This is a genomic window from Weissella soli, from assembly GCF_001761545.1.
Lineage (GTDB): Bacteria > Bacillota > Bacilli > Lactobacillales > Lactobacillaceae > Weissella > Weissella soli.
The window spans coordinates 694,796-715,335 of sequence record NZ_CP017326.1; the positions used below are offsets into that span (position 1 = coordinate 694,796).

The following is a 20,540-nucleotide window of genomic DNA, read 5'->3' on the forward strand; positions in this document are numbered from 1 at the left end:
ACGGATTCACGGCGTCGTTTCGCCGTGAATCCGTATTTTTTATTTGCGCTTATGCTGTGACCAATAAACCAGGCCAAAGGGCACTAAGCTTTCCTTGCCGCGCCGGATACGTTTGATATTCCCGCGATGCCGGTAGACCACAAAGATGGTCAAAATTAGCGCGAGGCCAAACAAGAACCAATCCCCCATAAAGAGCGTCAAAATGGTGACCAAGATGAAGCCAAAGATCGAAGCGACTGACACCATACTCGTCAAAAAGATGAGTGTCAAAAAGATTAATAACGCTTCTAGGGATAGCACGGGGGCATAGGCAATCAACATGCCAAATGACGTCGCCACCGCTTTACCACCACGAAAGCCAATCCAAATCGAGAAGGTGTGCCCAATGATCCCGGCCAAGCCGAAAATCAATAACCACCAGTGGACAGGGAGTGGCCCCCAGATAACCCCCATCAACGTGGCGGCAGTTCCTTTGAGTGAGTCTAAGACAAAGGTCAAGAACCCGGCCGTTGGTCCCAATACCCGGAAGGTGTTGGTGGTGCCGATATTACCCGAACCTTCAATCAAGAGGTTTTTATGATAAAAAACGCGGCCTAAGACATAACCAAACGGAATTGACCCTAATAAGTAGGCAAACACAAAACTAAGAATAAAATGTAGAGTAGACATCGCGTCTAATTCCTCCAATAAATAAATGCAAGATTGATTGATAAACAATCGACTATCATTGTAGCAAATTTACTAGCGCTTGTATCAATCTATCATCAATTGTTAGGGACTTCTAATGAAATAGCGGTTGCGCCAGTTAAGTTTAGTGCGGTATATTGGTAGTTGGATTGTTTTGCTATTAGTCATTGCGTTGCCCAGTGCCAACCAAAAAGGACACGAGCCAGCCAATGACTGGAGAGTACAGCTTATTACTATTTAATAAGATTATAGAATTTACTTGTCAGATCAGAAAATGATGACTGATCGCAGAAGAGGAGTGCAACATGGCAGAAAAAGAGACTTATTCAGACGACTCGATTACAGTCTTGGAAGGACTTGAAGCCGTTCGCAAGCGTCCCGGTATGTACATCGGATCTACTGATGGCCGTGGCTTGCATCACTTAGTTTATGAAATTTTTGACAACGCGGTCGACGAAGCCTTGGCCGGTTACGGTAGCGAAATCAACGTGACCATTCATCAAGATAATGCCATCACTGTGGTTGACTACGGCCGTGGTATGCCGGTGGGGATGCATGCCTCTGGTAAGCCAACTCCTGAAGTTATTTTGACGGTGTTACACGCTGGTGGTAAGTTCGGTCAAGGTGGTTACAAAACCTCTGGTGGTTTGCACGGGGTGGGTTCATCAGTGGTGAACGCCCTGTCATCCAGTCTTACGGTCACGATTGTACGTGATGGCATGAAGTACCAAGAACACTTCATCAATGGTGGTCACCCGGATGGGACCTTAAATAAACTCGGTAAGACGAAAGAAGGTAATGGGACGACGGTGACCTTTAAACCCGACCCAAGCATTTTTTCAACGACGGTTTATAATTATGACATCTTAGCTGAACGGTTACGTGAATCGGCTTTCTTATTAAGTGATGTTAAGGTCACCTTGACTGACGAGCGTTTGGGTCAAGAACGGCATGAAGAATATCACTACCCCGAGGGTATTAAAGCATTTGTCAATTACCTGAATGAAGATAAAGACACGTTGGGGGGCGTCATGTACTTTGATGGCACGGCCCAAGGTGTCGAGGTTGAAGTAGCCGCCCAATACAACGATGGTTATTCAGAAACTATGATGTCATTCGTTAATAATGTGCGCACACCCGGTGGTGGGACGCATGAGGCAGGGTTCCGTTCGGCTTGGACCAAGGCCTACAATGAGTACGCGCGTAAGGTTGGTCTGTTAAAAGAAAAAGACAAGAACTTGGAAGGCTCGGATGTACGTGAAGGGCTATCAGTGGTGGTGTCTTTGCGTGTGCCGGAAGAACTGCTACAATTCGAAGGCCAAACCAAGGACAAATTAGGGACCTCAGAAGCACGTTCGATCGTTGATCAAGTGGTTTCTGAGCAATTAGGTTTCTACTTGATGGAGAATGGTGAATTCTCACAAGGCTTGATTCGCAAGGCGCTCCGTGCCCGTGAAGCACGTGAGGCTGCGCGGAAAGCCCGTGAAGATGCACGTACTGGTAAAAAAGGTAAGAAAACCGAGCGGGTGTTGTCAGGTAAGTTGACCCCCGCCCAATCAAAGAATGCGGCCCAAAATGAGCTGTTCTTAGTCGAGGGTGATTCCGCCGGCGGTTCTGCTAAGCAAGGACGTGACCGTAAATTCCAAGCTATCTTGCCCCTACGTGGTAAAGTGCTGAATACAGAGAAGGCGAAATTAGCCGATATCATGAAGAACGAAGAAATCGCCACGATTATTTATACGATCGGTGCGGGCGTTGGTTCTGAATTTAATGTCGCGGATGCCAACTACGATAAAATTATTATCATGACCGACGCGGATGATGATGGGGCACATATTCAAACGTTGTTGCTCACATTTTTCTATAAGTACATGCGGCCAATGATTGATGCGGGTAAGATTTACATCGCCTTGCCCCCTTTGTACATGTTACGTAAGGGAACGAATAAAAAAGAAATTGTCTATGCCTGGACCAATGAACAATTGGCCGAAAAAGAGAAAACCATTGGCCGTGGGTATACCTTGCAACGGTTTAAGGGGCTTGGTGAAATGAACGCCGATCAATTATGGGATACCACCATGGATCCGGCTAAGCGGACATTAATCCGGGTGACCATCGATGATGCCGTTACTGCCGAGCGGCGCGTCACCACGTTAATGGGTGATAAGGTTGAACCACGGCGTAAGTGGATCGAAGCCAATGTGGCATTTACCTTAGCTGAAGGTGACTCACTGCTTGATTCAGCCACCGCCACTCAGGAAGCGGCAGAGGATGACTTTGTGGCACCCGAAATTCAAACTTGGACCGATGGTGATGGCGAGGAGGTTAACTAATGGCAGAAGATATCAATTCCAATATTCAAGAACTTTCCCTGGAAACGGTGATGGGTGATCGGTTCGGCCGCTATTCAAAGTACATCATTCAAGACCGCGCTTTGCCAGACATTCGTGATGGTTTGAAACCTGTGCAACGGCGTATTTTGTATGCCATGAACAAGGATGGGAATACCTACGACAAACAGTTCCGTAAGTCCGCTAAGTCGGTGGGAAATGTCATGGGTAATTACCACCCCCATGGTGATTCATCGATTTATGAAGCGATGATTCGCATGTCACAAAGTTGGAAGCTCCGGGCGCCGCTGATCGAGATGCACGGAAATAATGGTTCCATCGATAACGATCCCGCTGCTGCGATGCGTTATACCGAAGCCCGGTTGTCAAAGCTGGCTGGTGAAATGTTACGTGATTTGGAAAAAGACACCGTCGACATGGTCTTGAACTTTGACGACACTGAATACGAACCCACCGTGTTACCAGGTCACTTTCCTAATTTGTTGGTCAATGGGGCCACGGGTATTTCAGCGGGTTATGCGACGAATATTCCGCCACACAATCTGGGTGAGATCATCGATGCGACGGTCTACCTTTTGGGCCATGAACATGCCACAGTGGATGATTTATTAACCTTTGTACCCGGACCAGACTTTCCAACGGGTGCGATTGTACAAGGAGCTGAAGGCATTAAGGCCGCTTACAAGACTGGTAAGGGTCGGATTGTTGTCCGTTCACGCACGGCGATTGTGCCCCTGAAGGGTGGCAAGAGTCAAATTGTCATTTCAGAGATTCCATATGAAGTCAACAAGGCCGATTTAGTACGTAAAATGGACGAAATTCGCGCCAACAAAGATGTCGCTGGCATGACAGAAGTGCGTGATGAATCAGACCGTGAAGGACTGCAAATTGTCATTGAACTCAGTAAAGATGCCAATGCAGATGGGATCTTGCAATACTTGTTCAAGAAGACTGATTTGCAAGTTGCCTATCACTTCAATATGGTTGCGATTCACAATCAACGTCCTGAACAAGTCGGTCTCTTAACTGCTTTGCAAGCGTTCCTAGAGCATCAAGAAGAGGTGATCACGAAACGGGCCCGGTATGACTTGAAGAAGGCCCAAGATCGCCAGCACATTGTGAGTGGCTTGATTAAGGCCCTCTCGATCCTTGATGAAGTGATTGCAACCATTCGTGGTTCCCAGGATCGTAAGTCGGCCAAGGGGAATTTAATCGCGGCGTATGACTTCACCGAAGCCCAGGCCGAGGCGATTGTGACCCTCCAGTTGTATCGTTTGACGAACACGGACGTCACACAGCTTCAAGCTGAATTTGAAGACTTGAACGATCAGATTGCCCAACTCAAGATCATTTTGACTGACCCCAAGGCTTTGAAGAAGGTCTTGAAGTCAGAACTGTTGGCCATTAAAAAGGAGTATGCCACTCCACGGCTGACTGAAATTCAAGGCGAAGTCCAAGAAATCAAGATTGATAAGACGGTGACCGTGGCCAATGAAGATGTTGTGTTGTTGGTTTCGCGCGCAGGGTATCTGAAGCGGGCCTCATTACGCTCATTCAGTGCATCTGGCAATGACAATGGACTGCGGGATGATGATGAAATCGTGTATCTCGATAAGGTCAACACCTTACAGCACGTCTTTATCTTTACTAATAAGGGTAATGTGATCTACCGGCCGATCCATGAGATTCCTGATTTTAAGTGGAAAGACGCCGGTGAACACTTATCACAAACCATCGCTGGTCTATCGGGCGATGAAGTCGTGATGAAGGTCGTGGTGGTTGATGACATTGATGCATTGACTGGCGAGTGGTTGATTGCCACCAATGATGGTTATATCAAACGGACTAATTTTGCCGATCTCGCGCCACGAAGCACCTATAAGAAGAAACCAGCCACTTTCATCAAGTTAAAGGATGACAATAGTCTGGTGGTTGGCTTGCATTATGTTGATGAAGAGAAGCTGGCCTTTGATGAGGTCTTCTTAGCTTCATATAATGCCCAAGGATTACGGTACAACTTGGCTGAAGTACCAACGACAGGTCCCCGGACAGCCGGGGTCAAGTCAATGAACTTGGTAGCCGGTGACTACATTGTCGGTGCTGATTTGATTACCAAAGATGACGCAATTGCCCTAATTTCTAATCGCGGTGCCTTCAAGTGGATGGCGGCTGATGAAGTGCCTGTCACTTCCCGTGCGAAGAAGGGGGTAGCGATCATGCGTGAGTTGAAGAGCATCCCTCATCGTGTGGTGGGTGCTGTGGTGGTTCCAAAAACGGCGCCAACCGCTTTGACAGTGATCACTGATCGCAATCAAACGATTGACATTATGCCAAAGGAACACCCAATGGCCCAACGTTATAGCAATGGTAGTTTTGTCATTGATACCGATACAGTCGGGGTACCAACCCGCATGCAGCCGGTCGTGACACCATTGATTTTAGTCTAAACAATAAAAGCTTGTGATCAGCTCCATTTGGAGGTTTGATCACAAGCTTTTTAATTATTTTTTGAAATAGCGTTAGTTGCCCATATCTAAAATGGCGTCAAACACTTCTTGTGGTAGTTCAATGTCGCTCTTAGCTTGACCGGCCCGCCGTAGTTGTTCTTGTTTTTTAGAGACTTTAGTGCCTTTAGCCGCCATCTTGCGGAGGGGTGGAATATTTTCCCGCGCGACGACCCGCCCTTCAACGATGGCCTGGACGGGCATCTGTTGTAATTTGCGCGGTACTAAGTCACGGAGTTTTGTCACCGTATCCTGGGCAAATTTCTCGACTTTGAAGCGGTGGAGTACAAACGTCAACGCATCCACATTGGCGTAGTCAATGGCAATATCCATCCGTACCATGTCGGATGCTTCAAAATCAGCGATTTCGGTTGAAAGGGTCGCAAAGCCATGCGAAACAGATTTAAGTTCGTTGAAGAAATCATAAGCAATTTCAGAAACGGGCATCTTGTAGGTGACCATTAACATCGAACCCAATGTATCAAGATCTTCAAGGACACCACGACGGCCTTCGGCGAGGCGCATCACATCATTTAACATGTCATTTGGTAAGGTCATCTTAGCATGAACATAGGGTTCTTCAACCTTAGCAATTTGCGCAAAGTGGGGGAATTGCGTGGGGTTTTCAACCATGACCATTTCATCTTTTTGCTTCAAAGTAACCCGGAAAGTCGAGTTAGGCATCGTCGTCAAGATATCAAGCCCAAACTCGTCTTGCAAGCGTTCACGAATGATTTGGAGATGAAAGATGCCCAAGAAGCCACCACGAAAGCCCATCCCTAGGGCTTCGGATTGTTCTGGTTCATATTGAAAAGCCGCATCGTTTAATGCTAATTTTTCAATGGCAATCTTGAGATCTTTATAGTCAGTGCCACGGGGGTAAAGGCCTGCATAAACCATTGGTTGAACCATTTGGTAACCAGGAAAAGCCGCAGGTGTTGGTTGCGCCACACTGGTAATTGTTTCACCAACTCGAATCGCGTGTGCGTCCTTAATACCGGTAACGATATAGCCAACATCCCCAGCTTGGAGCTTAGCCAGGGGCGTGGTAAAGGGAGCAAACACACCGACTTCTTTATTTTGTGATGTCAAATCAGCGGCCATGAATAACATTTGGTCCGTGGTGTTTAACGTCCCTTCAAAAAGACGGACCAAGGCAATGACGCCTTTATAAGGATCAAATTTCGAGTCGAAAACTAATGCCTTTAAGGGCGCCGTCTCATCACCAGTCGGCGCGGGAATCCGATCACGAATGGCCGTCAAGACTGCGTCCACCCCTAAGCCACTCTTGGCCGAAATCTTGAGAATTTCTTCCTCGGTAAAGCTATCATCGAGGCCCAAAATTTCTTCAACCGTCTTATCGACATCGGCCATAAGATTATCAATCTTGTTGACGATGGGGATAATCGTTAAGTTAGCTTCTTTAGCTAGTCGGTAATTGGCCACTGTTTGGGCTTGAACACCCTTAGTAGCGTCTACCAGTAGTAAGACCCCATCCGTTGCTGATAATGACCGAGAGACTTCGTAATTAAAATCGACGTGTCCGGGGGTATCAATCAAGTTATATTGGTACTCATCCCCACGGTCATCTACATAATAATTCCGTACGGTCCGGGACTTCACCGTGACACCATGGGCTTTTTCAACGGCTAAATCATCTAGCAATTGGGCAGCAGTGTCGCGTTCACTGACGGTATTTGTCATCTCCATGATGCGGTCAGCTAACGTCGACTTACCATGATCAATATGGGCAATAATTGCAAAATTTCGAATATATTTTTGTCGGTCAGACATGTTTGTGACCACCTTTAATTGAATATTTCATACAGTGCAAACTGTATGGACTAGCTATAAGTTTACCATGAAATCAGCCACCAAGGGCAGTTAGTCCATGAAAGCTGCGCTGCAAGTTTGGTCACTAGATCAGTTAGTCTTAGATTAGTTAACCGGGCAAGCGGCCTCATGAGACGACCCGTTCGCAAATTTTGCTGGCGATGGACAAGACGAATTGCGCCAACTAAGTTATAATTAACATAACGAAGACAATTTTATATCGATTAGCGGTTGCAAGTTAATCGATTCAACCAAATAGATGAGGGCATTATGCAAAAATTTAAATTAATGGCAACGATGAGCGCTGGCTTAGAATCCTTAGTGGCTAAAGAACTTAAGGATCTGGGATACCAGGTGCAAACGGAAAATGGCCGCGTTAAATTCGAAGGGACCATGGAAGATATTTACCGGGTCAATTTATGGTTGCGGGTCGCTGATCGGATTAAGATTATTGTGACAGAATTTGAAGCCAAAACTTTCGAGGAATTGTTCCAAGGGGTGAAACAGTATCCATGGGAAGACCTCTTACCATATGATGCTGAATTCCCGGTGAATGGGCGTTCAAAGAATTCTATCTTGCACTCAGTGCCAACGGTCCAAAGTATCACCAAAAAGGCGATTGTTGAACACATGACGGAAGCCTACCATGCCCGGGGGTATTTACCTGAATCAGGGAATCGTTTCGTCCTGGAGACGGCCATTGACAAAGATCACGTCATGGTGACACTTGATACCACAGGTGACTCTTTGTTCAAGCGTGGTTACCGTACTGAAAAGGGTGGTGCCCCATTGAAGGAGACCATGGCCGCAGCATTGGTCTTGTTAGCCCACTGGTTTACTGATAATCCCTTCGTGGATCCCGTTGTTGGTTCTGGTACGATTCCTATCGAGGCAGCCCTGATTGGTCGGAATATTGCGCCTGGTTTAAACCGTGAATTTGATATTTCAGCCTGGGACTGGTTTGATCCAGCCATTGGTGAACGACTAAAGGCCGAAGCACGCGCCGCCATTAAGCTTGACGAACCACTTGATATCACTGGTTACGACATCGATGGCTCAATGATTGAAATCGCCAAAGCCAATGCCGAAGCTGCCGGAGTTGGGGATGACATTGTCTTCGAACAACTCGCCGCCAAGGACTGGTCAACAAACAAGATTAATGGCGTGTTGGTGGCTAACCCGCCTTATGGTGAACGTTTGGGTGATGAAGACTCTGTCCGTTTACTGTATAGCGAAATGGGGGCCATTTACCGCCAAATGCCAACTTGGTCAAAGTACATTTTGACCAGTGATGAAGGCTTTGAAGAGGCCTACGGTGAACGCGCAACGAAGAAGCGTAAGTTGTACAATGGGGCTTTGAAAGTTGATTTGTACCAATACTGGGGTAAGAAGATTCGTAATTAACGATGACAACGAGAGGTATCGCTGTGCAAACAGGGGTACCTTTCGTATTTGGCTACACATAGCGTAGAAAGGAACTGGAAGATGTCTTTACTAGATGGAATGAATCCAAAACAGGCTGAAGCCGTTAAAACGACGGAAGGCCCATTACTGATTATGGCGGGGGCCGGTTCCGGGAAAACTCGTGTGTTAACCCATCGTGTGGCGCATATCATTCAAGACTTGAATGTAGCACCTTGGCGTATTTTGGCGATCACATTTACCAATAAGGCAGCCCGTGAAATGAAAGAACGTATCGCTGGTTTGATTGGTGAGGAGGAAGCCGACAAAGTCTGGGTTTCCACTTTTCACGCCTTGGCCGTGCGCATCTTGCGGCGTGACATTGATAAGCTAGGTTACAAACGCGATTTTTCAATCATTGATGCCAGTTCACAACGGACTCTCGTCAAGCGTATTTTGAAAGATCAAAATGTGGATATCGAGAAGTATGATCCCCGCACTGTCCTGGGAACCATTTCCAACGCCAAAAACGCGATGGAAACACCGGCAATTTATGCAAAAAAAGCGAGTGGTCCGTTTGAAGAAGTCGTTGCCAAAGCCTATCAGGAATACCAACATGAACTAAGCTTGGCCCAAAGTGTCGATTTTGATGATTTGATCATGCTGGCCATCCAATTGCTCGAGCAAGAAGCAGATGTCTTGCAATACTACCAAGATAAATTCAAGTATATTCACGTCGATGAGTACCAAGACACCAACGATGCACAATACCGCTTGATCCAGTTGTTGGCTGCTGGTTGGCGTAACCTGGCCGTGGTCGGTGATTCTGATCAAAGTATCTATGGTTGGCGTGGTGCCAATATGCAGATCATCTTGAACTTTGAAAATGATTATCCGGGTGCGAAAAAGGTCATGTTGGAGCAGAATTATCGTTCCACGCAAACCATTTTGAATGCCGCTAATGATGTGATTGCAAACAATAACGAGCGGATTGCTAAGAATTTATGGACGGATAATGGTACCGGCGAGAAAATTACCTACTACCGTGGGCAATCGGACCGTGATGAAGCGTACTTTACGATTAAACAAATTCAAGACCTTATGAAAAATGAGCACAAGCAATATCGAGACTTCGCGGTGCTATATCGGACCAATGCCCAGTCGCGTGGTATTGAAGAAGCGCTGGTGAAGGCAAATGTGCCATACACCATGGTCGGTGGGTCAAAGTTCTACGAGCGTAAGGAAATCCGTGATATTTTGGCCTACTTAGCGTTAGCGACAAACCCAGCCGATAATGAGAGTTTCTTGCGGGTTGTCAATGAACCTAAGCGTGGTCTTGGCAGCACTTCGCTGGAAAAGCTGCGCCAATTCGCGTTGCAAAATGATTGGACCTTATTAGATGCCGCGACCAATGCGGTGCTGATTCCTGGCTTGCAAACCCGGGCGATTAATCAGTTGATTAAGTTTGCCCAATTAATCACTAATTTTGCCCAACAAGAAACGTTTGATTTAAGTATCACCGACCTCACGAAAGAGATTTTGACTAAATCTGGCTATCAGGCGGCCTTAGAGGCTGATTCGCGCAGCATTGAAAACCAAGCGCGGTTAGAAAACTTAGCTGAATTTCTTACGGTGACTGAGCAATTCGATAAAAACTATGAGCCAACCGAAGAGAGCGTTTCAAAGTATGTTGACTTCATGGGGGAATTGGCTTTGGTTTCCGATCTTGATAATGTTGAAGAAACCGATAACAGTGTGACCTTGATGACCTTACACGCGGCCAAAGGACTGGAGTTTCCGGTTGTCTTTCTTGTCGGCATGGAAGAGGGCCTTTTCCCATCGAGTCGTTCGATTCAAGAACCGGATAAGATTGAGGAAGAACGGCGTTTGGCGTATGTCGGGATTACACGGGCCAAAGAAAAGCTGTTCATCACCAATGCCTACAGCCGGATGTTGTACGGCCGGACCTCCTCGAATATGCCCTCTCGGTTTATCGATGAAATCTCCGCTGAATATCTCGAACAACCGGCTGGCCAAACTTTGGCCAACGCTGGGATTTCAGAAGGGGCCTTACCCTTCGCCCGCCGGACGCAGCAGGCTACGGCAACGACCTTCCGGGGACGGCAAGCAACGCCCCCAACCAATACCCGTCCAGCACCCTTTATGCAGACTAGTCAGCCAACCCCAGCTACCACCAATGATGGTTGGGTGATTGGTGATCAGGCGATGCACAAGAAGTGGGGGGTTGGCACGGTGGTTAAAGTGAATGGTCAAGGTGAAGATCAGGAGCTCGATATTGCGTTCCCACAACAAGGTATCAAGCGACTATTAGCAGCATTTGCGCCAATTACCAAAGCAGATTAAGGAGCATTCAAATGTCAATTGATATTGAAAACCTTACAGAAGACCAAGCCCGTGTTCACGTGAGCACGTTACAAGCTCAATTGAAGCAATGGGCACAAGAATATTATGAAAATGATGCGCCCTCGGTTGAGGATGCGGTCTATGACGAAGCCTACAATCAAATACTCGCGTTGGAAGCGCGTTTTCCAGCATTGGTCACGGCCGACTCAATTACGCAACAAGTGGGTGGTCGCCAATTAAAAAATGATTTACCAAAAGTGGCGCATCCCATCCCAATGTTGTCACTGGGTGATGTTTTTTCCTTGAATGCCCTCATGGACTGGGTAGCGACGACCGAGAAGGCCACGCAACCCCATCTGGATTTCAATGCCGAACTGAAGATCGATGGCTTAGCAATTAGTTTAATTTACGAAAAGGGGACCTTGGTGCAAGCCTCAACCCGTGGCGATGGGAATATTGGGGAAGACGTCACTGCCAATGTTTTACAAATTGACGCCGTACCCAAACAGTTAAATGAACCACTGTCAGTTGAGGTACGTGGGGAAGTCTACATGCCAAAGGACGCTTTCGTCACGTTAAATGAAAAGCGTGAGACTGAGGGCCTGCCAACCTTTGCTAATCCCCGCAACGCTGCGGCTGGTTCATTGCGCCAATTAGATGCCCGTGTCACCAAGGCCCGGCAACTAGCTGTTTTCCTCTACAACGCGGTTGAAGCTGAAACAACATTAGGGGTCAGCACACAGGCTGCCTTACTCACGCGCTTGGCGGCGTTAGGGTTGCCGACGAATCCAACGAATGCGGTCGTCACTGACCAAGCGTCCGTCGAGGCGTATCTCGCAAAATACACCGCCGTCCGTGATGACTTGGCTTATGGCATCGACGGCATTGTCGTGAAAGTGAATGACTTGGCGTTACATGCAGAACTGGGCAATACGGTTAAAGTTCCTCGTTGGGCGATTGCGTATAAATTCCCACCTGAGGAAGCAGAAACGATTGTCCGTGATATTGAGTGGACCGTGGGCCGCACCGGCGTCGTGACCCCAACCGCGATCATGGATCCGGTGCAATTAGCTGGTACCACGGTGTCACGTGCTTCATTACATAATCCCGATTATCTCTTGGCAAAGGATATCCGGCTTGGCGATACGGTCACGTTACATAAAGCCGGGGATATTATTCCAGAAGTTGGGCAAGTTATTTTGCCCAAGCGACCAGCTACGGCGACGGAGGCCTATCCCATTCCGGCTTTTTGTCCGGCTTGTGGTCAACCCTTAGTGCATACCGCTGATGAAGTGGCGTTGCGTTGTATCAATCCGTTCTGTCCCGCCCAAATTCAAGAGTCTGTAACCCACTTTGCGTCACGTGACGCGATGAATATTGATGGTTTGGGGCCCAAGATTGTGGCCCAGTTATTAGCGAAAAACTTGATTCATAATGTCGCCGATTTATATAAATTAACTTTTGATGAATTGACCGGCCTTGAAAAATTTGGCGTTACGAGTGCCAATAACTTATTAGAAGCCTTGGCTAATTCCAAAGAAAATTCTGTGGAACGCTTACTATTTGGTCTCGGTATTCGCAATGTCGGTGCAAAAGCTGCTAAAGTGATTGCGGCCAAATATGGCGATTTAACAGCCATTGCGGCCGCGACGGCTGATGATATTGCAGACCTGCCCGGGCTCGGTCAAACCATCGGTCAAAGCATTGAACAATACTTTGCTGAAGCCCCCACACAAGCACTGGTGCGTGAATTTCAGGAATTAGGGGTCAATCTCAAGTTCATATCCGATGGACCCGTGGCCACTGATACGATCTTTAGCGGTAAAAAGGTGGTCTTAACCGGTAGGTTGACTATGTTTAGTCGCAAGGATGCGAGTGATTGGCTTGAACGGCAAGGTGCCATTGTGAGTGGATCCGTTTCCAAAAAGACGGACCTCTTGATCGCCGGTGCGGATGCTGGTTCTAAGTTGACGAAAGCCCAAGAACTTGGCGTCGAAATCTGGTCGGAAGCCCAATTTCGTGATACCATGGAAGCATAGTTAGGCACAATTCACAAATCGACAGAGAAGAAGGAAAGCTCATGCGTTTTGCAAAATGGATTGGTGGCGGCTTACTTGTCCTTATCTTAGGAGCGGCATTAGTGTTCTTTGGTAATTTCTACCATGAGAACTCGTCAAATGTCTCAAAAAGTACGAAGACGTCATCTTCCACTACAAATTCAAAAATAACCTCAAAATCCGGTATTCAAGTGACCGGAAAAGCCTCTGATACCGAGTATAAGACCGTGGTCAAGGACGGGAATTACCTGGTCAGCAAGGCGCGTGGTGTCACATCAAGTGAGAATGCCAGTAATGCATTTAATACCACTAGTTTTGAAAACGGCTTACTTGAAGTGGCCAAGAACCACTTTTCACCCAAGTCATATATCTTCCAAGAAGGTCAATACTTATCTTCAGCAACGGCTTTGAATTGGCTTGATCGTAAATCATCAACGAATTCGCTTGGGTTGAATCCGACTGATAACAAGAAATATGATGATTCACGGGCGCCAATTTACCTACAAACTATCGAAGAACAAGACTTCATGACGCAAGACGGCAATAACCTGAAGCTGAGTGGGATCGTGATTGGTTTGGCCATGAACACGCAAGATTCATATCAAAAGGTGCAGTATGGTGCGACATACACGCAAGATATTGCCAAGGCTGATATGATTGCACATGGTAAGACGATTGCCGCGGAAGTCATCAAGCGTTATCGTGCGATGAAGAGTGTCGGTAAGGATGTCCCAATCGTTGTTGCCATGTATGCGCAAGCCAAGAATGATAGCCTTTCAGGGGGTAGTTTTTACGCCTGGGCCCAATCAAAATCTGGTGATTCACTGGGGACTTGGAATGGCATTAACGACGCAACAGTCGTGCTGCCAATGCAGGATGGGACGACATACGCCAAGGCAGTCGCCACTGAGACGAACAAGAGTTTTGTGAAGTTCCAAGATAACATCGAAGGCTTCTTCCCGAACTTATCATCAGTGACTGCCCAAGCTGCGTTCAATGGGTCGACGGTGAAGGGGATGAATGTGACGGTGACTACCCAATTCTACTCAGCCACAGAAATTCAAAGCTTCGCTAACTACATTTCGCAAGTCGCGCCAAACTATTTACCAACCAATGTCCCCGTCCAGATTCGTGTCCAAACATCGACTGGTCTCCAGGCATTGATTGTGCAACAAAAGAATGAAAAGACCTATACCGTGAATATTATCGGTTCATATTAGTTATCAAACCTCGGTCAAACTGACTGAGGTTTTTCCATGTAAAAATTGGAGGTATCATGTTACTGCAAGTCATCTTACAAGGGATGCTCATCGGGTTTGCCTACTCAGCCCCGATTGGTATGCAGAACTTGTATATTTTTAATAATGCGCTATCAAATCGGCTAAGTAAGGCCTTCCTCTATGCCAGTGTCATCTGGTTAGTCGATGCCGTGTTCTCATTGATCGCGTTTTTAGGTGTCGGCACCTTAATTATGCAAAATGATTTTATCAAATTAGCTGTCATGCTGATTGGTGGGTTAATCGTCAGTTATCTTGGTGGGACGATTATTCGCACGGCCAACGCTGTCCAACTGAATACGATCGAACAAGCGACCACGCTGGGTAAGGTGTTCGTCACGGCGCTGGTATTAAGCTTTGGGAATCCACAGGCTTTAATTGATGGTTCGTTGATGTTGGGGGCGTTGCGAGGCACGTTAGCCGATCGTGAGGTCATGCCATTCTATGGTGGTGTCATCCTAGCAACCGCCATCTGGTTTACGGGTATCACCTTAGCGTTTAATATTTTACGCGATCGTCTATCAAAGAGATTCCTAGTTTGGATTAATTTGATTTCTGGGTTCATCGTCTTGTTATATGGACTACATCTCATTTTGGAATTCATGAAACATTTTTTCTAGCAGTTTAACTTGCATTCTCCAAAAAAGTTGCGTATAGTGTTTAGAAATGTATTTAAGGAAAAGGGTAGGTAAAATGGGAATTCATCAATATTTGTCTGGACTGACAGAACTAGAAATGATTAATCGAGCTCCTGGTTACTTTAAGTATTTTCCACACTCAGTGGCGTCCCACTCATGGAAAGTCACGCAGGTGGCGCAGTTCCTAGGTGACGTCGAAGAACAATCTGGTAATGCTGTGAATTGGCGGCTCTTGTACGAAAAGGCCTTGAATCACGACATCACCGAACGCTTTATCGGTGACATTCGGACCCCCGTCAAATACGCTTCCGCGGAATTACGCCATATGTTAGCTGATGTGGAAGAATCTTTGGCGGACAACTTTGTCCGGGCGGAAATTCCTGCTGAATACCGGGAAGCTTATCATCGACGGCTCGGCGAAGGGAAGGATGACACCCTTGAAGGGCGGATCCTGTCAGTCGCTGATAAAATCGACTTATTGTATGAAGCCTTTGGTGAACTACAAAAAGGCAATCCAGAAAGCGTCTACAGTGAAATCTATAAGGAGAGTCTGGAAACAATCTATGCTTTCCGCGATATGCCAAGTACGGATTACTTTATTCGTAAGGTATTACCTGAAATGTTGGCGGAAGAATTTCCAGGTTCAGAAAAATTACAACGTATCTACATCGCCATTTTTAATTCAAAATAAGCGACTAGTGGTAAAATATTAAGTTTAAACGTATAATAAAAGAACTAGTTCCCTAGTTCTTTTTTGTTTGAAATAAGCAACGCCCGCAAATAATGTTGTTGTGCGCTGGAAAAGAGGTTCTTCATGATTACACGACAAACTGACCACCCCTACCGTGTGGTCTCAAAATACGAACCAACTGGTGATCAACCCACGGCGATTAAGCAATTAGTTGATGGCCTTCTTCAGGGCACCAAGGAACAAATTTTGCTTGGGGCCACGGGAACCGGTAAAACGTTTACGATTTCAAACGTGATTGCACAAGCCAATAAACCGGTTTTAGTTCTATCCCACAACAAAACACTGGCGGGACAACTCTATGGTGAATTTAAAGAATTCTTCCCTGATAATCGGGTCGAGTACTTTGTCTCCTACTATGATTATTATCAACCCGAGGCTTATGTGCCTTCTTCAGATACTTATATTGAAAAAGATTCTTCCATCAACGATGAAATTGATAAGTTGCGTAACTCAGCAACAGCATCTCTGTTGAGTCGTAATGACACCATCGTGGTGGCCTCTGTGTCCTCAATCTTTGGGTTGGGTGACCCGCACCAGTACCAAGACCACGTCATTAACATTCGTATCGGGGATTTGCTGGAGCGTAATGACCTGATGCGCCAATTAATTGATATCCAATTTCAACGTAACGATATTGATTTTCAACGTGGCCGTTTTCGCGCGCGCGGGGATGTCTTAGAAATTTTCCCAGCTTCTGAAGATGCGAAGGCCTTACGGATTGAATTCTTCGGGGATGAGATTGATCGTATCCGGGAGGTTGATAGCCTAACGGGTGAAATCACCGCCGAACTAGATGTGGCAACCATTTATCCAGCCACTCACTTTATGACCAATGATACGATTCGTAATCGGGCCCTGGGGACCATTAAGGCCGAACTTGATGAGCGGTTGAAGGAGTTAGAAGGGGCGGGTAAGTTACTGGAAGCTCAGCGGTTGAAGCAACGGACGGAATATGATCTTGAGATGATTGCCGAGATGGGCTTTACCACTGGAATCGAAAATTATTCGCGCCACATGGACGGGCGTGCACCCGGTGAACCTCCCTTTACTTTGCTTGATTTCTTCCCTGAGGATTTCTTGATTGTGGTTGATGAGTCTCACGTGACGATGCCCCAAATCCGGGGGATGTACAATGGTGACCGGGCACGAAAGCAGACGCTGATTGACTTTGGTTTCCGGTTGCCCTCGGCGCTTGATAACCGGCCATTACGCCTAGAGGAATTTGAACAGCATGTTAATCAGATCATTTATATGTCAGCAACGCCCGGTGACTATGAACTTGCCCGGGTCCCTGACGATCAGATGGCGCAACAAATCATCCGGCCCACTGGCTTATTAGATCCAGAGGTTGAAGTCCGCCCAGTCATGGGGCAAATTGATGATTTACTCGGTGAAATCAACGCCCGGGCCGCTAAGGATGAACGGGTCTTTATCACCACCCTCACAAAGAAAATGTCGGAAGATTTAACAGACTATCTCGAAGACGTTGGGGTCAAGGTGAAATACCTGCACTCGGATATCAAGACGCTCGAACGGACAGAAATTCTGCGTGATTTGCGTTTAGGAAAGTTTGATGTTTTGATTGGTATCAATCTACTCCGCGAGGGTATCGACGTGCCAGAAGTGTCATTAGTGGCGATTCTGGACGCCGATAAGGAAGGCTTTTTGCGTAACGAACGCTCATTGATTCAAACGATGGGCCGGGCGGCACGAAACGAAAATGGGCATGTTATTTTATATGCCGATAAAATCACCGGTTCGATGCAACGGGCCATGGATGAAACGGCACGACGGCGTTCAATCCAAATCGCCTATAATACCGAACATGGGATTACTCCACATACGATCAAAAAAGATATTCGCGGCCTCATTAGCGTGACGCATGCGACAGACAAGACGGTTCAACCAGAGAGCTTTACTGAAATTGCCTTCAAAGATATGGCACGTGATGATCAAGAAGCGATGCTTGCTAATTTGGAAAATCAAATGCGGGCGGCGGCCAAGCGTTTGGATTTCGAAGAAGCGGCTAGTCTTCGTGATACAGTCATGGAGCTTAAATTAACCGTCGGCAAGTAAAAATAAATGGGACCTCACTGATTAAAGTGAGGTCCCAATTTTTATGAACGTTTTTTTAACGCCGCGAGTGCTTCAGTAATGTAGGCTTGGCGTTCTTTAATCCGGGCCAGGCGTGGCGCATTTTTGAAGTTCATCTTCTCAGTACCAACCTGCAGGGCGTCCAACACATCTTGGATGACGGGCAACGTGGCTTGCAAATCGGTCACGGACTGCTTCACATGCTTTTGCGCAGTGGTCAGCCGGGTAAGATCGGCCTTCGTGGTTTGGAAGAGCTGCTTCATTTTTTCGATGACTGTTGGCATATTAATCCTCCAAATGAGCGATAATGTTATCTGCAATCGCGACATATTGCTCAGGCGTGTAGTCGGCTGAATTGTCGCCAGTCGGAATTTTCACGTGATCGTCAGCATAGCGGGGTAGAATATGCCAGTGGGAGTGGAACACTGATTGACCAGCTGCTTCACCGTTATTTGACAGGATGTTAACCCCGATGATGTCTGGGTTAGATGCTTTTATCGCCCGGGCAATCTTTGGTAACTTCGTCAGCACACGCTCAGCTAACTCCTCATCATATGCGAAGATGTCGGCGACGTGTTGTTTAGGTACCATTAATGTATGACCTGGGGTCACCTGTGAAATGTCCAAAAAGGCGAGCACGTCGTCATCTTCGTATACCTTATACGATGGAATTTCACCCGCAACGATTTTATCAAAAATATCAGCCATGTAGAGTTCCTCCTAGGAATAATTAACTCTATTATACCGTTATTGGGCGGAAATTTAGTGTAAAATATAATGTAAACCAAAATAGAAGTGAGATAAATAATTATGTTAGAAATTAAACACCTGTCAGGAGGGTATGGTCAGTTAAAAGTCTTATCAGACATTAACTTCACTGTCGCTGATGGCACCATGACCGCCTTGGTCGGGTTGAACGGTTCTGGAAAATCAACCACGATTAACCATGTCATTGGTTTATTAGCCCCGAAAACGGGTGAGATCCTGTTGAATGGGGTGGCACTACAAACTGACCCCGTCGCCTATAAGCGTCAAATTGCCTATATTCCAGAACAACCCGTCTTGTATGAAGAATTGACCTTACGTGAACACCTCGAAGTCACGATGAAAGCCTATACCCTAGATCGTGATGTCGCCTGGGCTCGTGCTGAACAATTATTGACCATTTTCCGTTTGACCAACAAATTGGAGTGGTTTCCAACCCATTTTTCAAAGGGGATGCGGCAAAAAGTGATGATCGTGATGGCCTTTATCACCGATGCGCCTTTGTTCATTATCGATGAGCCATTCCTAGGACTCGATGTAGTCGCGGTACGCGATCTGTTGCACCTGATAGATGAACGTAAAGCCACGGGGACCTCTTTCTTATTGACGACGCACGTGATTGATACGGTCGAAGCGCACGCTGACCATTTCGTCTATCTCAAAGACGGCGTGGTTGACCAACAAGGGGCCGTGGCTGATTTCGCGCGTTTGGTACCTGAATTAGTCGAAGAGGGGTAGGTGCGATGCAACTATTTCAACAACGACTGGCAGTCCAGTGGCGACGTTATCTGAAGCTGAGTCGCTATGTGTTTAATGATCACGCTGTGATTGCCTTTGTCATTTTGCTAGGGGCAGCGATGCTGGCCTATCGGAACCTGTGGATGAACGCGCCGATTACTTGGTGGGCCCAGGCACTGCTGATTGGACTGACCGTGCTCACCCTTAGCGTCTTTAATAAACCAGCTAGCTTTCTACAACCAGCCGACCCCGTTTTCTTATTAGGGGATGAGGCGGCGTTACGCGAGCTTGTGCAAAAAGGCACCCGTTACTCGATGGTCGTCAACGGCTTGATTGAGGGGGGGCTCGCATTCATCCTATGGCCAATGTATCTGCGGGAATTTAAGGTATCGATCATCGGTCTAATCGTGATCAGTGGCGCTTTAATGCTCATTAAAATGGCCTTGACCCAAAAGATCGCGGCCCATGCTGCCAAGTGGACGGACCGGGCTGCCGGCAACCTCCTAAATTGGCGGCAGATTGAACAAAAAGAGGCAGAGCGCCGCGGGCGTGTTGATGGCTTCTTTAACCTCTTTATTGATATTCCCGGGCAGCAACAACAGGTCCGCCAGCATAAATGGTTTGAGACCTGGTTACGTCAGGTGCGGGTGTTGCAAGCGGGTGACTTATTGACGATCGCCTTTCTCCGAACGCCAGCCTTTTTTGATGCTTGGCTACGGTTAACCATTTTTGGTTTTGGGGTAGGTGTGTTCACTAGTGGTTGGTTACGGGTTGCCTTATTAGTCTTGTTCTTGTACATGCTCATCTTGCAATTACTCCCCCTAGCCCACAAGCACGAACAGATTGTCTTCGATCATTTGTTGCCAATCACTGACCGTGAGCGCCGGGTACGCTTTACACGAACAGTGCGGCCGTGGTTTGGCCTAACCACTTTAATTTACATGGCGAGTGGCTTAGTGAACGTGGCTAGCTGGCAAGAATTGGCAATCTTACTGGTAACCCTTGCAGTCGCAGGGCATTCTCTGTTATTCTTTTATTCGGACTTTATACTGAAAAACAATCAAAAGAAGAGGTAAAACG

At 46.9% G+C, this 20,540-nt stretch carries 15 protein-coding genes; 11 read left to right on the top strand and 4 right to left on the bottom strand.

Annotation, left to right across the window (positions count from 1 at the left end; all coding sequences use genetic code 11):
* Positions 1 to 39 precede the first annotated feature (39 nt).
* Positions 40 to 669, bottom strand: coding sequence for a glycerol-3-phosphate 1-O-acyltransferase PlsY (gene plsY, locus WSWS_RS03330; protein WP_070229948.1), 630 nt, complete (start codon positions 667 to 669; stop codon positions 40 to 42).
* A gap of 323 nt (positions 670 to 992) precedes the next feature.
* On the opposite strand from plsY, the gene parE reads away from it, so the two are divergent.
* Positions 993 to 3,020: a DNA topoisomerase IV subunit B gene (gene parE / locus WSWS_RS03335; protein ID WP_070229949.1), complete on the top strand. Its 2,028-nt coding sequence runs from the start codon at positions 993 to 995 to the stop codon at positions 3,018 to 3,020.
* Entirely contained in the window at positions 3,020 to 5,485 is a 2,466-nt protein-coding gene (gene parC / locus WSWS_RS03340) for a DNA topoisomerase IV subunit A (protein WP_070229950.1), read from the top strand. The genes parE and parC overlap by 1 nt, the downstream gene beginning before the upstream one ends.
* A gap of 72 nt (positions 5,486 to 5,557) precedes the next feature.
* Here parC and lepA read toward each other — a convergent pair whose 3' ends face one another.
* Positions 5,558 to 7,336, bottom strand: a complete 1,779-nt coding sequence (gene lepA, locus WSWS_RS03345; RefSeq protein ID WP_070229951.1) for a translation elongation factor 4 — start codon at positions 7,334 to 7,336, stop codon at positions 5,558 to 5,560.
* Positions 7,337 to 7,645: 309 nt separating this feature from the next.
* Here lepA and WSWS_RS03350 point away from each other — a divergent pair, with 309 nt between their 5' ends.
* From WSWS_RS03350 to uvrB, 7 genes are all read left to right on the top strand, one after another.
* Positions 7,646 to 8,779 carry a THUMP domain-containing class I SAM-dependent RNA methyltransferase gene (locus WSWS_RS03350; protein WP_070229952.1) on the top strand — a complete coding sequence of 378 codons (1,134 nt, stop codon included), beginning with the start codon at positions 7,646 to 7,648 and terminating at the stop codon, positions 8,777 to 8,779.
* An 81-nt stretch (positions 8,780 to 8,860) separates the two neighbouring features.
* Entirely contained in the window at positions 8,861 to 11,140 is a 2,280-nt protein-coding gene (pcrA, locus tag WSWS_RS03355) for a DNA helicase PcrA (protein WP_070229953.1), read from the top strand.
* 11 nt (positions 11,141 to 11,151) lie between these two features.
* The gene (gene ligA / locus WSWS_RS03360) at positions 11,152 to 13,179 is read left to right on the top strand and encodes an NAD-dependent DNA ligase LigA (RefSeq protein WP_070229954.1); all 2,028 of its coding nucleotides are present in this window, start codon (positions 11,152 to 11,154) and stop codon (positions 13,177 to 13,179) included.
* Between the two features lie 41 nt (positions 13,180 to 13,220).
* Positions 13,221 to 14,417, top strand: a complete 1,197-nt coding sequence (locus tag WSWS_RS03365; RefSeq protein ID WP_070229955.1) for a CamS family sex pheromone protein — start codon at positions 13,221 to 13,223, stop codon at positions 14,415 to 14,417.
* A 56-nt stretch (positions 14,418 to 14,473) separates the two neighbouring features.
* Positions 14,474 to 15,094, top strand: a complete 621-nt coding sequence (locus WSWS_RS03370) for a LysE/ArgO family amino acid transporter (RefSeq protein ID WP_070229956.1) — start codon at positions 14,474 to 14,476, stop codon at positions 15,092 to 15,094.
* A 73-nt stretch (positions 15,095 to 15,167) separates the two neighbouring features.
* A complete protein-coding gene (locus WSWS_RS03375) occupies positions 15,168 to 15,803 on the top strand; it encodes a YfbR-like 5'-deoxynucleotidase (protein ID WP_070229957.1) in 636 nt (211 codons plus the stop codon).
* 123 nt (positions 15,804 to 15,926) lie between these two features.
* Complete coding sequence (gene uvrB / locus WSWS_RS03380; protein WP_070229958.1) at positions 15,927 to 17,939, top strand: excinuclease ABC subunit UvrB; 2,013 nt, start codon at positions 15,927 to 15,929, stop codon at positions 17,937 to 17,939.
* Between the two features lie 41 nt (positions 17,940 to 17,980).
* On the opposite strand, the gene WSWS_RS03385 is transcribed toward uvrB, so the two are convergent.
* Positions 17,981 to 18,241 (bottom strand): hypothetical protein, encoded by a 261-nt coding sequence (locus tag WSWS_RS03385; RefSeq protein ID WP_114981102.1) that lies wholly within the window; start codon positions 18,239 to 18,241, stop codon positions 17,981 to 17,983.
* A gap of 1 nt (position 18,242) precedes the next feature.
* The gene (locus tag WSWS_RS03390; RefSeq protein WP_070229959.1) at positions 18,243 to 18,665 is read right to left on the bottom strand and encodes an HIT family protein; all 423 of its coding nucleotides are present in this window, start codon (positions 18,663 to 18,665) and stop codon (positions 18,243 to 18,245) included.
* A gap of 99 nt (positions 18,666 to 18,764) precedes the next feature.
* Here WSWS_RS03390 and WSWS_RS03395 point away from each other — a divergent pair, with 99 nt between their 5' ends.
* Positions 18,765 to 19,460, top strand: coding sequence for an ABC transporter ATP-binding protein (locus WSWS_RS03395; RefSeq protein WP_070229960.1), 696 nt, complete (start codon positions 18,765 to 18,767; stop codon positions 19,458 to 19,460).
* A gap of 5 nt (positions 19,461 to 19,465) precedes the next feature.
* Positions 19,466 to 20,536, top strand: a complete 1,071-nt coding sequence (locus WSWS_RS03400; RefSeq protein WP_070229961.1) for an ABC transporter permease — start codon at positions 19,466 to 19,468, stop codon at positions 20,534 to 20,536.
* Positions 20,537 to 20,540 lie beyond the last annotated feature (4 nt).

Bases quoted from the DNA above. Each gene is read 5' to 3' on its own strand.
- plsY (WP_070229948.1), bottom strand. From the start codon at position 669: ATGTCTACTCTACATTTTATTCTTAGTTTTGTGTTTGCCTACTTATTA.
- parE (WP_070229949.1), top strand. From the start codon at position 993: ATGGCAGAAAAAGAGACTTATTCAGACGACTCGATTACAGTCTTGGAA.
- parC (WP_070229950.1), top strand. From the start codon at position 3,020: ATGGCAGAAGATATCAATTCCAATATTCAAGAACTTTCCCTGGAAACG.
- lepA (WP_070229951.1), bottom strand. From the start codon at position 7,336: ATGTCTGACCGACAAAAATATATTCGAAATTTTGCAATTATTGCCCAT.
- WSWS_RS03350 (WP_070229952.1), top strand. From the start codon at position 7,646: ATGCAAAAATTTAAATTAATGGCAACGATGAGCGCTGGCTTAGAATCC.
- pcrA (WP_070229953.1), top strand. From the start codon at position 8,861: ATGTCTTTACTAGATGGAATGAATCCAAAACAGGCTGAAGCCGTTAAA.
- ligA (WP_070229954.1), top strand. From the start codon at position 11,152: ATGTCAATTGATATTGAAAACCTTACAGAAGACCAAGCCCGTGTTCAC.
- WSWS_RS03365 (WP_070229955.1), top strand. From the start codon at position 13,221: ATGCGTTTTGCAAAATGGATTGGTGGCGGCTTACTTGTCCTTATCTTA.
- WSWS_RS03370 (WP_070229956.1), top strand. From the start codon at position 14,474: ATGTTACTGCAAGTCATCTTACAAGGGATGCTCATCGGGTTTGCCTAC.
- WSWS_RS03375 (WP_070229957.1), top strand. From the start codon at position 15,168: ATGGGAATTCATCAATATTTGTCTGGACTGACAGAACTAGAAATGATT.
- uvrB (WP_070229958.1), top strand. From the start codon at position 15,927: ATGATTACACGACAAACTGACCACCCCTACCGTGTGGTCTCAAAATAC.
- WSWS_RS03385 (WP_114981102.1), bottom strand. From the start codon at position 18,241: ATGCCAACAGTCATCGAAAAAATGAAGCAGCTCTTCCAAACCACGAAG.
- WSWS_RS03390 (WP_070229959.1), bottom strand. From the start codon at position 18,665: ATGGCTGATATTTTTGATAAAATCGTTGCGGGTGAAATTCCATCGTAT.
- WSWS_RS03400 (WP_070229961.1), top strand. From the start codon at position 19,466: ATGCAACTATTTCAACAACGACTGGCAGTCCAGTGGCGACGTTATCTG.